The sequence below is a fragment of the Streptomyces sp. NPDC093221 genome, from assembly GCF_044753885.1.
Classification (GTDB): Bacteria; Actinomycetota; Actinomycetes; order Streptomycetales; family Streptomycetaceae; genus Actinacidiphila.
Window position 1 is genome coordinate 973,959 of sequence record NZ_JBIVOA010000001.1, and the last position, 14,141, is coordinate 988,099.

Consider the following 14,141-nt stretch of genomic DNA (forward strand, 5'->3'; position numbering starts at 1 on the left):
TACGGCCGGTGCCGTGAGGCTCTTCGTCGCGCTGCTGCCGCCACCGTCCGTCGCCGACGAACTGGCCGACGCGGTCGGCCCGTTGAGGCGTCTGCCCGACGCCTCGGCGCTGCGCTGGACCGCCCGGGAGAGCTGGCACTTCACCCTCGCCTTCCTCGGCGAGGTGGCCGACCCCGTCAGACCTGAGCTGGCGGAACGCCTCGGCCGGGCCGCCGCCCGTCACGAACCCTGCGCACTGCGGCTGTCCGGCGGCGGCCGGTTCGGCGACCGCGCGCTGTGGGCGGGCGCCGACGGCGACCTGACCGGTCTCGCCGCGCTGGCCGGCTCCGTACGGGACGCGGCCCGGCGGGCGGGCGCGCCACCCGACGCGGAGCACGCCTTCCGGCCCCACCTCACCCTGGCCCGCGCCCAGCGCGGCCACGCGGTGAGCCTGCGGCCCTTCGCCGACGCCCTCACCGCCCTCCACGGGGCGGCCTGGAGCGCCGACACCCTCCACCTGGTCAGCAGCGCCCTGCCGCGCTCCGGGGTCCCCGGCGAGCAGCCCCGCTACACGACGCAGGAGTCCTGGCCGCTGGGGCGCCCGGCGGCCCACCGGCCGGAGGGGTGACCGGGGCCGGTTAACCTCGGGGTGTGGACCCCAAGACCCGTACTCGTGTGATGACCGCCGCCTTCGTCCTGATGCTCGTGGTGGTGGTCGTCGCCGCCGCGCTGGGCTGACCCGCGGCGGCACCCCGGACTGTCCGTCCACACCACCCGGCTGCGCGGGCCGCCCGGCCATCTGGCCGTCCGGGCCGGATCACGGCTCGGCGGGCACGGCCGCCGCGGCTGTTCCGAGCGCCGCGCCCGCCGTACCCGCCGTGTTCCTCCGGGCTCCGCCGTGTTCCTCAGGGTTCCTCTGGGTTCCCTCGGTGCCGGGACCTACCAGGCGAAGGCTTCCGGGGAGGGCCCAGGACCGGGGAAGATCTCGTCGAGCGCCGCCAGGAACTCCTCCGAGAGCTCCAGCTCCAGCGCGCGCAGCGCCGAGTCGAGCTGGTCCTGCGTGCGCGGGCCGACGATCGGACCGGTCACACCCGGACGGGTGAGGAGCCAGGCGAGACCGACGTCACCGGGCTGGAGGCCGTGCTTGTCGCACAGGTCCTCGTACGCCTGGACCTGGTCGCGCAGCTTGCCGTCCTGGAGCGCCTTCGCGGTGTGCCCGCTGGTGGAACGCGCGCCGCCGCCCTCGCGCTGCTTGCGCAGCGCGCCGCCGAGCAGACCGCCGTTCAGCGGCGACCAGGGGATCACGCCGAGGCCGTAGTGCCGCGCCGCCGGGATGACCTCCATCTCCGCCCGCCGCTCCGCCAGGTTGTACAGGCACTGCTCGGTGATCAGACCGAGCGAACCGCGCCGCGCCGCCGCCTCGTTGGCCTGCGCGATGTGCCAGCCCGCGAAGTTGCTCGACCCGGCGTAGAGGATCTTGCCCTGCTGGATCAGGACGTCGATCGCCTGCCAGATCTCCTCCCACGGAGTGTCCCGGTCGACGTGGTGGAACTGGTAGACGTCGATGTAGTCGGTGTTCAGCCGCTTGAGGCTGGCCTCGACGGCGCGCCGGATGTTGAGCGCGCTGAGCTTGTCGTGGTTCGGCCAGGGCTCGTCGGCGGTGCCCATGTAGCCGTTCACCTTGGTGGCCAGCACCGTCTTGTCGCGGCGGTCGCCGCCCTTGGCGAACCAGGTGCCGATGATCTTCTCGGTGCGGCCCTTGTTCTCACCCCAGCCGTAGACGTTGGCGGTGTCAAAGTAGTTGACGCCCGCCGCGAGGGCCGCGTCCATGATCGAGTGGCTGTCCGCCTCATCCGTCTCCGGGCCGAAGTTCATCGTGCCGAGAACCAGACGGCTGACCTTGAGGCCGGTACGTCCGAGCTGTGTGTACTCCATGGCGTTCAGCCAAGCTCTTGGAGTGCGCTCGAATCAAGGGGCAATCCGGGGGGCACCCGCGGCGTCGTCCGCCGTTCGGCCCGCGGTCCTGGCGCCGTTCGGCTCAGTACTCGTTGTAGGGCGCCCCGATGTCCCACGCCTGGTACATCGCGTCCGCGAAAGCCGCCGCCAGTTTGTGCTCGCCCGCCGCGTTGGGATGGGTGCCGTCGTAGGTGTGGAGCAGGATGTCGTACCCCTCGGGGCGGGAGGCCAGCAGCAGCGGCGAGGCGGGCGAGTCGTGCTCGGCGACCGCCTTCGCCATGCGGGTGTTCAGCTCCGCGCACTGGTCCGCGAAGCCCGGATCCAGATCGGCCCTGGTGTTGGGGATGACCGGCAGCAGCACCATCCGCAGCGCGGGGCCCGCCGCGCGGGCCGCCGCGATGAACCGCTCCACATTGCGCGCGGTCTGCTCGGCGTCCGTGTAGAAGCCGAGGTCGATCAGGCCGAGCGATATCAGCAGCACGTCCGGGCGGTGCTCCCGTACGGCGTCGCCGATCATCGGCACCATGTGGTGCCAGCCCTCGCCCCAGCCCGCCAGATGCCGCCTGGCCCGCTCCGGGAACAACGGGTCGGCGTAGTCGGAGGAGACGGCCGCGCCGGCCGCCGTGTCGTACAGCGTGGTGCGCGGCCCCACCACAGTGAACGGCTCGCCCAGCTCGTTCAGGTGCTGCCACATGCGGTAGCGCCACGTGTAGTCGCCCGCGGCGCCCACGGTCATGGAGTCGCCGACGAATAGGTAACGCATGCCGGGCATCATCCCCGACCGCCCGCCGACCAGGGACACTGGGGTGCATGCGTGCGTATCTCCTGACGGCCGCCGCGTGCGCCGCCGTGGCCCTGGCCTGCGGCACCGCCGTACCCGCCGTCGCCGACAGCGGCCCCTCGGTCGCCTTCTCCCTCAGCGACCCGCGGATCACCGAGTCCAGCGGCCTGGCCGCCAGCCGCCTCCACCCCGGCGTGTACTGGACGCACAACGACAGCGACGACGGCCCGTACGTCTACGCCGTCGACTCGGCCACCGGCAAGACCGTGGCCAGGGTGACCATGCGCGGCATCCACGCGCGGGACGTGGAGGCGATCTCCCTGGGCCCCGACGGCGACCTCTACGTGGGCGACATCGGCGACAACCTGGGCGGCACCTGGCCCGAGGTCTGGATCTACCGCTTCCCCGAGCCGAAGCAGCTCGGCGACCGCACCGTCGACGTCACCCGCTACACCGTCCGTTACGACGCGGGACCCCGTAACGCCGAGGCCCTGATGGTGCATCCGAAGACGGGCCGGGTGTACATCGCCAGCAAGAATCAGGACGGCGGGGCGCTTTACGCCGGTCCGGCCGAGCTCAGCGCGGGCGGCGTCAACACCTTCCACCGCATAGCCGACGTCCCCTGGGTGACCGACGGCGCCTTCTCGCCCGACGGCACCCGCCTGGTGCTGCGCGGCTACCTCGGGGCGACCGGCTACCGCTGGGCCGACGGGGCCCCGCACAAGATCGGCAGCCTCGACGTCCCCATGCAACGGCAGGGCGAGTCCGTCACCTTCACCACCGACGGCCGGAATCTGATGTTCGGCAGCGAGGGCAAGAACAGCGACGTGTGGCGCGCGCCGCTCAGCGGCGACGAGCTGCCCGACAGCGTGGCCGCCTCGGCGAGCGCGTCGGCGGACGACCACAAGGGCGCCCAGACCTCTTCCGCGGCCTCTCCCGGGGCCTCACCGGGCACGGCCAAGGACACCGGCACCACGAGCACCGGCAGCAGGGTCGTGGGCATCGGGGTGCTCGCCGTGATCGGCGCCATCGGCGTGGGCGCCCGCAAGTTGCTGCGCCGCAATCGGGAACGCCACCGCGACTGACGCCGACTGGGCGCGGCGGTATGGGCGTAGGGGCGGTACGGGCGCACGGGCGTAGGGGCGGTACGAGCGGGCCGACAATACGACGGTATGCCGCGACCCCGGCCGTCCTGCCTGGCCGGGGTCGCGGTTGCCGTATGTGTGGCAGCGGTCAGAGCTGCCCGATGACGTAGTCGATGCAGGCGGTCAGCGCCTCGACGTCGGCCGGGTCGACGGCCGTGAACATCGCGACCCGGAGCTGGTTGCGGCCCAGCTTGCGGTACGGCTCGGTGTCCACGATCCCGTTGGCCCGCAGCACCTTCGCGACGGCCGCCGCGTCGACGCCGTCCTCGAAGTCGATGGTGCCGATGACCTGCGAGCGCTGCGCGGGGTCCGCCACGAACGGCGTCGCGAAGGAGGACTTCTCCGCCCAGCCGTACAGCCGCGACGCGGAGTCGGCGGTGCGCTTGACCGCCCACTCCAGACCGCCCTGGCCGTTGATCCACTCGAGCTGCTCCTTGAGCAGGAAGAGCGTCGACAGCGCCGGGGTGTTGTACGTCTGGTTCTTCACCGAGTTGTCGATCGCCGTCGGCAGGTCGAAGAACGCCGGGATGTGCCGCCCGGACGCGGCGACCGAGGCCGCCCGCTCCAGCGCGGCGGGGGAGAAGGCGGCGACCCACAGGCCGCCGTCTGCCGCGAAGTTCTTCTGCGGCGCGAAGTAGTAGACGTCCGTCTCAGTGATGTCGACGGGCAGACCGCCCGCGCCCGAGGTGGCGTCCACCAGGACCAGGGCCCCGGCGTCCGCGCCCGCGACCCGGCGCAGCGGCGCCGCGACACCCGTGGACGTCTCATTGTGCGTGAAGGCGTATACGTCGACGCCCGCCTCGGCGACCGGCTCCGGGTGCGTACCCGGCTCCGACTTCACGATCGTCGGCTCCTGGAGCCACGGCGCGAGCTGCGCCGCCTTCGCGAACTTCGACGAGAACTCGCCGAAGGACAGGTGCTGCGACTTGCTGTCGATCAGCCCGTGCGTGGCGATGTCCCAGAACGCGGTCGAGCCGCCGTTCCCGAGCACCACCTCGTAGCCGTCGGGCAGCGAGAAGAGCTCCTTGACTCCCTGGCGGACCTGGCCCACCAGGTTCTTCACCGGCGCCTGCCGGTGGGAGGTACCGAGCAGGGACGTCCCGGTCGCGGCCAGCGCTTCGAGCGCTTCCGTCCGCACCTTGGAGGGGCCCGCCCCGAATCGTCCGTCGGCGGGCTTGATGTCAGCGGGAATCTCGATATCGGCCACGGTCGCAGCGTAGTCCGTCACGGGCGTGTTTCCGGGAGCGTTCCATCGGGTGAGACGGTGTCACACAGGGTGTGCGCCCCGGCCGGCCGGGCACCTGGCCCCACGTCGCGCACCGGCGCGCGAAACGGCGAAGGGGCGCGCGAGGACCGGCCCGACGGCCCTCCCGCGCCCTGCGCCGAAATGCGCCGCGGTTCAGTGCGCGATGCTCGCGAAACCCTCGATGTCCCGCGGTCCGCGGACACCGGGCCCCACGTAGCGCGCCGAGGGCCTGACAAGGCGGCCGGTACGTTTCTGCTCCAGGATGTGCGCGGACCAGCCGGCCGTACGGGCGCAGGTGAACATCGAGGTGAACATGTGCGCCGGGACCTCCGCGAAGTCCAGCATGATCGCCGCCCAGAACTCGACGTTCGTGGCGAGCACCCGGTCGGGGCGGCGGGCGTGCAGCTCGGCGAGCGCCGCCTTCTCCAGCGCCTCGGCGACCTCGTAGCGCGGCGCGCCCAGCTCGCGCGCCGTACGCCGCAGCACGCGCGCCCGCGGGTCCTCGGCGCGGTAGACGCGGTGGCCGAAGCCCATCAGGCGCTCACCCTTGTCGAGGGCGGCCTTCACGTACGCCTCCGCGTCCCCGGTCCGCTCGATCTCCTCGATCATGCCGAGGACGCGGGACGGCGCGCCGCCGTGCAGCGGGCCCGACATGGCGCCGACCGCGCCGGACAGCGCGGCGGCGACGTCCGCGCCGGTCGAGGCGATGACCCGGGCGGTGAAGGTGGAGGCGTTCATGCCGTGCTCGGCCGCCGACGTCCAGTACGCGTCCACCGCCGCGACGTGCTTGGGGTCGGGCTCGCCGCGCCAGCGGATCATGAACCGCTCGGCGATGGAGTGCGCCTTGTCGATCTCCTTCTGCGGCACCATGGGCAGCCCCTGGCCGCGCGCGGACTGGGCGACGTACGACAGCGCCATCACCGCGGCGCGCGCCAGGTCGTCGCGCGCCTCCGCCTCGTCGATGTCCAGCAGCGGCCTGAGACCCCACACCGGGGCGAGCATGGCGAGCGCGGACTGCACGTCCACCCGGATGTCGCCGGAGTGCACCGGGATGGGGAAGGGCTCGGCGGGCGGCAGACCGGGGTTGAACTTCCCGTCGACCAGCAGGCCCCACACGTTCCCGAAGGACACATGGCCGACCAGGTCCTCGATGTCGACACCGCGATAACGCAGCGAACCGCCTTCCTTGTCGGGCTCGGCGATCTCCGTTTCGAACGCGATGACTCCCTCGAGTCCGGGTACGAAGTCGGACATGAGGCGGCTCCTCTTGATGATCACGACAGTGCGGTGGTGCGGCAGTGCCTGATGAATGAGATGACGACGGTGCCCGGGGGTGTGCGGGCGGGAGTGTGCCGGACGGGCCGACCCCACGGTCATGCCCCGCCCGAGGGGCTGTCACCCTGCTCCATCCGGATCAGCCTGGACCGTCCCACGATCCGCCGGACAGGACCTGGCCCCGGCCGGTCATTCTCCTTGCTGCCGGACGCGCCGGACAGCGTGAGTTCCGGCACATTCGCGGACGTCGGCGCCGGGACCCGCCGTCCTGCAAGATGTGCCCGTGCGACAACCACATGAAGAGCGCCAGGTGCGGCCCCTCCCGGCCGCGGACCCGGCGGCGATGCGCGAGCAGTACCGGGCCGCGGGACTGACCGAGCCGGAGCTGGCGTCCGACCCCTACGAGCAGTTCGCCCGCTGGTTCGCCGACGCCGTACGGGCACGGGACGACGGCGCGCTCGCCGAACCCAACGCCATGGTGGTGTCCACGGCCGACGCCGACGGCGTACCCAGCTCCCGTACGGTCCTGCTCAAGGGCTACGACCAGCGCGGGTTCGTTTTCTTCAGCAATTACGCGTCGCGCAAGGGCCGCGAGCTGGCCGCCAACCCGCACCTGGCGCTGCTCTTCCCCTGGCATCCGATCGCCCGCCAGGTGATCGTCGGGGGCTCGGCGGCGCGCGTGCCGCGGGACGAGACGGCGGCGTATTTCCGCAGCCGCCCGTACGGTTCGCGGATCGGCGCCTGGGCGAGCGAGCAGTCGGCCGTGGTGGCCTCGCGCGAGGTGCTGGAGGCGCGCTACGCGGAGCTGTGCGCGCGCTGGCCGGAAGGGACGGACGTGCCCGTACCGCCGTTCTGGGGCGGCTTCAGGGTCGAGCCGCGCACCGTCGAATTCTGGCAGGGCCGGGAGAACCGGCTGCACGATCGGCTGCGCTATACGCGCGGTGCGGACGGCGGATGGGGAATCGAGCGCCTGGCGCCGTAAAACGCGGGTGCCGGAACGCCGGTGCTGGAGCGTGGGTCCCGGAAGGCCGGTCCTTGAGGGCCGGTCCTGGAGCGCTGGTTCCGGAGCGCTGGTCCTGCTGGAACGCGAACGACCCGCGGGCTGCTCCCCGGAGCCAGGAGGCTCCGGGCACCGGCCGGACAAGTCCGACGAGCCCGCGGGTCGGGTGAACTGCGTGGGATTGGCGCGCTTCGCGCACGCCCAGTGCGCGGAGCTAGCCCGCAGCCACCTCACGTGTCCGAGTGCACTTCATGCGTCAGACCACCTCCCTTCGTGTGTCCCGCAACAGTAAGAAGTCGGCCGGAACCGCACAACCTATTTATGGAAATCTCGTGTGACGCAGCCCACACCAGAGTTCAATGTTGCGACGTGCAGCCTTTCGACGCGCAATCAAAGCCGCTCGATGACGGCGGCAGTGGCGACAACAGCGGTGGCGAAGTCCACGGGAGCCAGGGGGGTGGCGACGGCATTGCCCCGGACGGGGCCCATGACGGGCACGAGGGCGACGAGCACTTGCTCGCCGCGCTCCTCGACGGCATGGAAGCGGGCCTGTGCGCCTTCGACCGCCATGGCGTGATCACCCACTGGAACTCCGAAGCCGTCCGCATCCTGGGCTGGACCGCGCAGGACGCGATCGGGCGGCACGGATTCGCCGGCTGGGCGGCGCGTACGGCCGACGCCCGCGAGACCGAGGAACGCCTGCTCGGCGCCATGGACGGCCCCGGCCGCCAGGTGCACGAATTCGCGCTCGTCACCAAGGACGGCCGCCGGGTGCTCGTCCGCACCCAGTCGGCGGCCGTGCAGGGCGCCGACGGGCAGCCGAGCGGCGTCTATTGCGCCTTCTCCGAGGTGCACGCGCAGATCGACCTGGAACGGTCGATCGCTCTCAGCGAAGTGCTCTTCACCGACGCCTCATGGGGTGTGGTACTGATCGACGCCGATCTGCGCCCCGCCGTGGTCAACGCGCACGCCGCCCGCCTGCTGCGCACCGGCCGCGACTCGCTGCTCGGCAGGCCGCTGGGCGACCTGCTCGCCCAGGGCGTCGAGGAGCTGGAGAACGTACTCCAGCACGTGCTCTCCGAGGGCGCGCCGCCCGCCACCACCGACTTGTGGGTGACCGTGCGCGGCGACGAGACCGGCGGGCGCTACTGCTGGCGCAGCGGATTCGTCCGCCTCGGTTCGCCGCTGGGCGAGGAACCCGTACCGCTGGGCGTGGGCTGGCTCTTCCTGGACATCACCCGGCAGAAGGCGCTGGAGAAGGACGGGGCCCAGGTGCGGTTCCGCTACCAGCAGCTCCACCGCGCCGACCGCGCCGCCGCCGAGTGCGAGAGCGCCCTTGAGGCCGCGACCTTGCAGCTCGACTTCGCACTGGCCGGATTCGCCGACCACGCCCTGGTCGACATCACCGACGACGCGGGCCGCCTGATCCGGATCGCGGCGACCCCGGCGGGCGAGCCCGGTCCCGCCGACGCCACCGAGGACAACTCCATCCCGGTCGGCTACGACGTCGCCCACCCCGTCCTCCAGGCGCTGGAGCGGATCGGCACCGTACGCGCCAGCTTCGGCGCGCTGACGGCGGACGAACCGGCGACCGGTGAACGGATCGACGAGTGGGCGGCGGCCAGGCGCTGGCCCTCCGGGACCGTGCACGGGCTGGCCACGGTGCTGCGCAGCAGGGGCCGTACGGTCGGCGCGCTCACCTTCCTGCGCGGCTCGGGCCGCAGGCTCTTCGACCGGGCGGACGCGGCGTACGCGGAGGACGTCGCGGCGCGGGTCGCCATGGCGCTGGACCTGGCGGGGCTGACGGGGGACCGCTGAGCGCCGACGCCCCGCGCGGGGCGTCGGCGCCCGGTGGACGAAGGCCGGTGCGGGCGCGGCCCGTCGCCGGTCAGTGCCGGAAGAAGATCCGCTCCCGGTACTCCTCGAAGATCCGGCCGTTCCAGTCGTGGCCGCCGTCCACGTTGCCCGAGCGCAGCATGGGCGGGGTGACGCCGCGGGCGGCGAGCCCGGTGGCGGCGGTCGCGACGACGGCCTGCATCAGGGCGCTGATGACGACCGTGGAGGCGGGGGCGAAGGGCGCGGGGATGGCGTCGTCGGTCAGCTCCGCGTCGCCGACCGCGATCTTGGAGTCGAGGACGATGTCGCAGTGGTCCTTGAGGAAGGTGCCCGAGGCGTGCCGGGAACGCGTCTCCTTGGCGTACGCGACCGAGGTGACGCCGATCACGGTGAGGCCCAGGGCGCGGGCGTTCTGCGCCATCTCGACCGGCAGCGCGTTGCGCCCGGACAGGGAGATCACGAACAGGACGTCGCCCGGCCGTACGGGGCTGGTGTCCAGGACGGCGCCCGCGAGGCCGTCGACTCGCTCCAGGGCGCTGCCCAAGGTGGCGGGCATCACGTCCACGCCGACGACGCCGGGAACAGCCAGTAGATTGATGAGGGCGAGGCCGCCCGCCCGGTAGACCACGTCCTGGGCGGGCAGCGAGGAGTGGCCGGCACCGAAGACGAAGACCCGCCCGTCCGCGGCGATGGCGTCGGCGACGGCGTCCGCGGCGGCCTGGATGCCGGCGGCCTCCTCGTCCCTGATCCGGTGCAGAAGGGTGATCGCGGCGTCGAAGTATCGGTCGGCCAGGGACTCGCGAGGCTCACTCATGCGGATCACCGTGCGGCCCCCGCGAGCCGGTGTCAAGAAAGGGCGACGACCGGATCGGGGACCGTTGTCGGCGCTATGGGTCAGAATTGGTTGAGGGCCACGCACGAACAAACGAGGGGCGCGCATGTCCGGATTGATCGACACGACGGAGATGTATCTCCGCACCATCCTGGAGCTGGAGGAGGAGGGTGTGGTCCCCATGCGCGCCCGAATCGCCGAGCGGCTCGACCAGAGCGGCCCGACGGTCTCCCAGACGGTGGCGCGGATGGAGCGCGACGGGCTGCTGCACGTCGCCAACGACCGGCATCTGGAGCTGACCGACGAGGGGCGCCGCACCGCCACCCGCGTGATGCGCAAGCACCGCATCGCCGAGTGCCTGCTGGTCGATGTGATCGGCCTGGAGTGGGAGCAGGTGCACGCGGAGGCGTGCCGCTGGGAGCACGTGATGAGCGAGGCGGTGGAGCGGCGCGTGCTCGAACTGCTGCGCCACCCGACCGAGTCGCCGTACGGGAACCCGATTCCCGGACTCGAGGAGCTGGGCGAGAAGGGCGAGGCCGATCCGTTCCTGGAGGACGGCATGGTCAGTCTCAACGAGCTGCAGCCGGGCGCCGCCGGGGCGAGCGTCGTGGTGCGCAGGATCGGTGAGCCGATCCAGACCGACGCGCAGGTGATGTACACGCTGCGGCGGGCCGGTGTGCAGCCGGGCGCCGTGGTCAGCGTCACGTCGTCGGCGGGCGGAGTGCTCGTCGGCAGCGGCGGCGAGGCGGCCGAACTGGACGCCGAGATCGCCTCGCACGTCTTCGTGGCCAAGCGGTAGACCCACGGCTTCGTGCCTTCCTGAAGGGTGAGGGCCCCGGCGCCGTCGAACGGCGTCGGGGCCCCTCCTCCCCTTGTCCCTCCCCTTGGGACCCCCTCGAAGGACCCGGGACCCCGAGCCTCCCGAGTGCCTCCCGCGGCCCGCTTCCCCTGCGCGCCGCGCCCCGCAGAAGTCCTCCCCTCGGCCTGAGCCGCCAATCCTTGAGCGTTGTCACTCGAAAGAGCGGTGTTGGGCGCGTGACGAGCTTGTTCGAATAAAAGTTCGATAGCGTGGGGGTTCTGGACGAGCCGGCCGCGAGCGTGCGGCCGGACGGACGAGATCGACGGAAGGGGGTGGGGCACATGGCCGGCCACGCGACGCGGCAGGCGGCTCGGCACACGACGCGGCATACGACCCGGCGCACCGAGGTGATCGGGGCCGACGGGGCCCGGCTCGCAGCCTGGGATTACGCGGCCGAGGTGGATTCCGGTGCCGGTTCCGCTTCCCGTTCCGCTGGTGACTCCCCTTCCCGCTCCGGAGCCGGTCCCGGGCCCGGTCCCGAATCCGGTGCCCGGCGTCCCGGCGTGCTCCTCCTGCACGGCCTGCTCGGCCGCGCCTCGCACTGGGCGCCGACCGCTCGCCGTCTCTCCTCGCGCTACCGGGCCGTCGCCCTCGACCAGCGCGGCCACGGACGCAGCGCGAAGCCGGAGGGCCCGTACACCCCGGAGGCGTACGTGGCGGACGCCGTCGCCGCCGTCGAACAGCTCGACCTCGGCCCGGTCACCCTGGTCGGCCACTCCATGGGGGCGCTCACCGCCTGGCAGGTCGCCGCGAGCCGTCCCGACCTCGTGGCCGCGGTGGTCATCTGCGACATGCGCGCGGCGGCGCTCGGCGAGGCCGGGCAGCGCGAGTGGGAGGACTGGACGCGGTCCTGGCCGCTGCCCTTCGACACGCTCGCCGACGCGCGCCGCTGGTTCGGCGTGGAGGACCCGTGGGCCGATCCGCCGAATCCGGCCAGAGGTGACTTCTTCGCCGAGGTCATGGAGGAGCGGGGCGACGGCTGGCGCCCGCTCTACGCGCCCCGCCATCTGCTGCGCTCCCGCGACCCCTGGATACGTGACGCCCACTGGGACGAGCTGGCGCGGGTCGGCTGCCCCGCCCTCGTCGTCCGCGGTCTCGACGGCGAGCTGGGCCGCGCGGAGGCCCAGGAGATGGTCCGGGTGCTGCCCCGGGGCAGTTACGCGGAGATCCCGGACGCCGGTCACCTCGTCCCGTGGGACCAGCCCGACGCGTGGTGCGAGGCGGTCGAGGGCTTCCTGCGGGGCGCGCTGGCGGAGCCGCAGACGGCGGAGAGCCGCTGAGACCGGGGCGTACGGGGGGCGTTCGTCCGGCGGCGGGTCGCGGGTGCCGGTGGGGAGGCAGTGGTGGCCGCGGTGCCGCCCGGCCTCCCAGCCGGTGGGGCAGGCGTCGGCGGTCGGTCAGGCGGAGGCGCGGGAGCCGTAGTCGGGGGAGGCCAGCCGGCGCGGGTAGTAGCCGGGGTTCGGGCCCTCGGCGGGGCTGGCGGCGCCGGTCAGCCGGTAGCGCTCACCGACGGCGGTGGCGCGCACGATCGTGAGGACGAGCAGGAGGAAGGCGCCGCCGACGAAGCCGGAGAGGACCGGCGAGCCGTCCGTGCGATCGCCGAACGCGGGGGCGGCGATGCCGGAGGGGTCCTGCGTCACGGTGACGTGCTTGCCGACCGACGCCCGGTCGCAGCGGATCTCCCGGTCCACCATGGCGCCGCTGTCCAGCCGGACCCGGCACGACTCCCAGGACGTACGCAGCGTCGTGCGGTTCGTGTACTCGGTGATCACACCGGTGGACACCTCACCGCGCGCCGCGAACAGCGCGCTGGAGACGGCGTAACCACCGACGAACATGCAGAAGAGCAGAAGGAGGAAACCGCACATGACCTGACCGATGGAACCGTGCAGCCAGTACAGCGTCAGCACCATGGTGACCGAGGCGGTCACCACGATCAGGGCGACGCCCGCCACGGCGAAGGAGCCCGCGTAGGTGGCGTGCGACCAGCCGATCGCGACCGCGACGGTGGCGAGCACGGTGAACAGCAGGGTGACGGCGCAGCGTGCCCAGGCGGCGCCGCGGGTCGGGGAGCCGATCCGGCCCGCTTCCCACACGCGGGCGAATCCGGTGGGCGGTCCGGCCGCGAGTCCGGTGGGGGGTCCGGTGGGGGGTCCGGCCGCTTCCGGGTCCTGGGGCGTGCCGGGAAGCGGCGCCGTCATCGGTCGGCCTGCGGTGAGGTCGTGCCGGTGGCTGTGCCGGTGCCGGGGCCCGTGCCCGTGTCGGCGCCCGTGCTCGCGCCGGGGCCGGTCGGCGTCACGGTCTGGCCGTTCCCGTTTCTGTTCCCGCTTGCGGGTCCGTCCTCGGCCGCGGATGCCGTTGCGGTGCCGTCGCCGACGGTGCCGTCGTCGTCCGCGAAGCTGACGCTGCGCAGGATGGCCATCGTCAGCTCGCTGAACTCGCCCCAGTAGTTGACGGCCGCGGTGTCCAGGGTGAAGACCGCGGTGTAGGGGCCGGTGGGGAAGGGCACGTACACCTGCACCTGGCCCATCTGGAGCTTGACCTCTTCGCCGCTGGCGGTGAGTTCGGCGCCGATGACGTATTCGCGCAGGGTCACGCAGGAGACGGCGGGGCCGCAGGGCAGGTCGAGCCAGCGGGCGTCGTTGGTCTCCTCGCGGACCAGGATCTCCCGGATGCCGAGCGCGGCGACCTCGGGGGAGGGGTGGTCGGAGGCGATCGCGGCGACCGTGAAGGAGCAGTGGGCTATGCCCTCGTCGATGGAGAACAGGCCCATCGCGGAGTACGCGAGTCCCCGGTCGCCCATCGCCTCGCCGAGCGCCGCGTAGTACGGGGCGGCGGGCGTCCACAGGTCGTCGTTGCCCTCCGGGTACATCTCCCGTACGAACTCCTCGGCGAGCGCGGCGCGCTCCTCGGGGGTGGCCGCGATCGGCAGTCCGTGGAAGGACTCGGGGACGACGAAGGACAGCGGGGGGACGTCCGACATCTCGACGGCCTGGAGTTCGAGGCCGGTGTCGTCCGCCGCGGCTGTCGGGCCCGCCGCGGCGGGGGTTTCCGGGGTGGTGGCGTCCGGAGGGGGAGTCGTCATGGTGGTCTCGCCTAGAGGTTCTGGACGGCAGAGGTCGTCAAGGGGAGTCGGGGCGTCGGGCGTCGGGGCCTTGGACAGCGGGGCGTTGGACGGCTGGGCGTCGGGCGGTGGGGCGTCGGGCGGTGGGGCTTCGGACGGCGGCCGAGG

The 14,141-nt window shown here is 72.6% G+C and carries 13 protein-coding genes; 6 read left to right on the top strand and 7 right to left on the bottom strand.

The genetic code is table 11. The features are described 5' to 3' along the window. Window positions 1–13 precede the first annotated feature (13 nt). Window positions 14–607: an RNA 2',3'-cyclic phosphodiesterase gene (gene thpR, locus ACIQCJ_RS04370; RefSeq protein WP_402710651.1), complete on the top strand. Its 594-nt coding sequence runs from the start codon at window positions 14–16 to the stop codon at window positions 605–607. Between the two features lie 311 nt (window positions 608–918). Here thpR and ACIQCJ_RS04375 read toward each other — a convergent pair whose 3' ends face one another. Together ACIQCJ_RS04375 and ACIQCJ_RS04380 are read right to left on the bottom strand one after the other, a co-directional pair. Further along, a complete protein-coding gene (locus tag ACIQCJ_RS04375) occupies window positions 919–1,914 on the bottom strand; it encodes an aldo/keto reductase (protein WP_391043100.1) in 996 nt (331 codons plus the stop codon). Between the two features lie 103 nt (window positions 1,915–2,017). Next, entirely contained in the window at window positions 2,018–2,698 is a 681-nt protein-coding gene (locus tag ACIQCJ_RS04380; RefSeq protein WP_402710652.1) for a GDSL-type esterase/lipase family protein, read from the bottom strand. A gap of 47 nt (window positions 2,699–2,745) precedes the next feature. On the opposite strand from ACIQCJ_RS04380, the gene ACIQCJ_RS04385 reads away from it, so the two are divergent. Then, window positions 2,746–3,801 (top strand): hypothetical protein, encoded by a 1,056-nt coding sequence (locus ACIQCJ_RS04385; protein ID WP_402710653.1) that lies wholly within the window; start codon window positions 2,746–2,748, stop codon window positions 3,799–3,801. A gap of 148 nt (window positions 3,802–3,949) precedes the next feature. On the opposite strand, the gene serC is transcribed toward ACIQCJ_RS04385, so the two are convergent. Both serC and ACIQCJ_RS04395 read right to left on the bottom strand, forming a co-directional pair. Then, window positions 3,950–5,068, bottom strand: a complete 1,119-nt coding sequence (gene serC, locus ACIQCJ_RS04390; RefSeq protein WP_355337449.1) for a phosphoserine transaminase — start codon at window positions 5,066–5,068, stop codon at window positions 3,950–3,952. 192 nt (window positions 5,069–5,260) lie between these two features. Then, entirely contained in the window at window positions 5,261–6,361 is a 1,101-nt protein-coding gene (locus ACIQCJ_RS04395) for a citrate synthase 2 (protein ID WP_355337452.1), read from the bottom strand. Between the two features lie 364 nt (window positions 6,362–6,725). Here ACIQCJ_RS04395 and pdxH point away from each other — a divergent pair, with 364 nt between their 5' ends. Both pdxH and ACIQCJ_RS04405 read left to right on the top strand, forming a co-directional pair. Further along, on the top strand, window positions 6,726–7,364 hold the full coding sequence (gene pdxH, locus ACIQCJ_RS04400) for a pyridoxamine 5'-phosphate oxidase (protein ID WP_391162570.1): 639 nt from the start codon (window positions 6,726–6,728) through the stop codon (window positions 7,362–7,364). 339 nt (window positions 7,365–7,703) lie between these two features. Further along, complete coding sequence (locus ACIQCJ_RS04405; RefSeq protein WP_391043110.1) at window positions 7,704–9,200, top strand: PAS domain-containing protein; 1,497 nt, start codon at window positions 7,704–7,706, stop codon at window positions 9,198–9,200. Between the two features lie 70 nt (window positions 9,201–9,270). Here the strand turns inward: ACIQCJ_RS04405 and ACIQCJ_RS04410 are convergent, their stop codons facing one another. After that, window positions 9,271–10,032 (bottom strand): SIS domain-containing protein, encoded by a 762-nt coding sequence (locus tag ACIQCJ_RS04410; RefSeq protein WP_355337455.1) that lies wholly within the window; start codon window positions 10,030–10,032, stop codon window positions 9,271–9,273. A gap of 124 nt (window positions 10,033–10,156) precedes the next feature. Between ACIQCJ_RS04410 and ACIQCJ_RS04415 the strand changes: the two genes are divergently transcribed. Together ACIQCJ_RS04415 and ACIQCJ_RS04420 are read left to right on the top strand one after the other, a co-directional pair. Beyond that, on the top strand, window positions 10,157–10,849 hold the full coding sequence (locus ACIQCJ_RS04415) for a metal-dependent transcriptional regulator (protein ID WP_188279958.1): 693 nt from the start codon (window positions 10,157–10,159) through the stop codon (window positions 10,847–10,849). 341 nt (window positions 10,850–11,190) lie between these two features. After that, the gene (locus tag ACIQCJ_RS04420) at window positions 11,191–12,189 is read left to right on the top strand and encodes an alpha/beta hydrolase (protein WP_355337458.1); all 999 of its coding nucleotides are present in this window, start codon (window positions 11,191–11,193) and stop codon (window positions 12,187–12,189) included. A gap of 117 nt (window positions 12,190–12,306) precedes the next feature. Here ACIQCJ_RS04420 and ACIQCJ_RS04425 read toward each other — a convergent pair whose 3' ends face one another. Both ACIQCJ_RS04425 and ACIQCJ_RS04430 read right to left on the bottom strand, forming a co-directional pair. Beyond that, window positions 12,307–13,110 (bottom strand): hypothetical protein, encoded by an 804-nt coding sequence (locus ACIQCJ_RS04425; RefSeq protein ID WP_402710654.1) that lies wholly within the window; start codon window positions 13,108–13,110, stop codon window positions 12,307–12,309. Continuing rightward, window positions 13,107–13,994 carry a hypothetical protein gene (locus ACIQCJ_RS04430; protein WP_391043114.1) on the bottom strand — a complete coding sequence of 296 codons (888 nt, stop codon included), beginning with the start codon at window positions 13,992–13,994 and terminating at the stop codon, window positions 13,107–13,109. Before ACIQCJ_RS04430 ends, ACIQCJ_RS04425 begins: the two co-directional genes overlap by 4 nt. Between the last annotated feature and the right edge of the window lie 147 nt (window positions 13,995–14,141).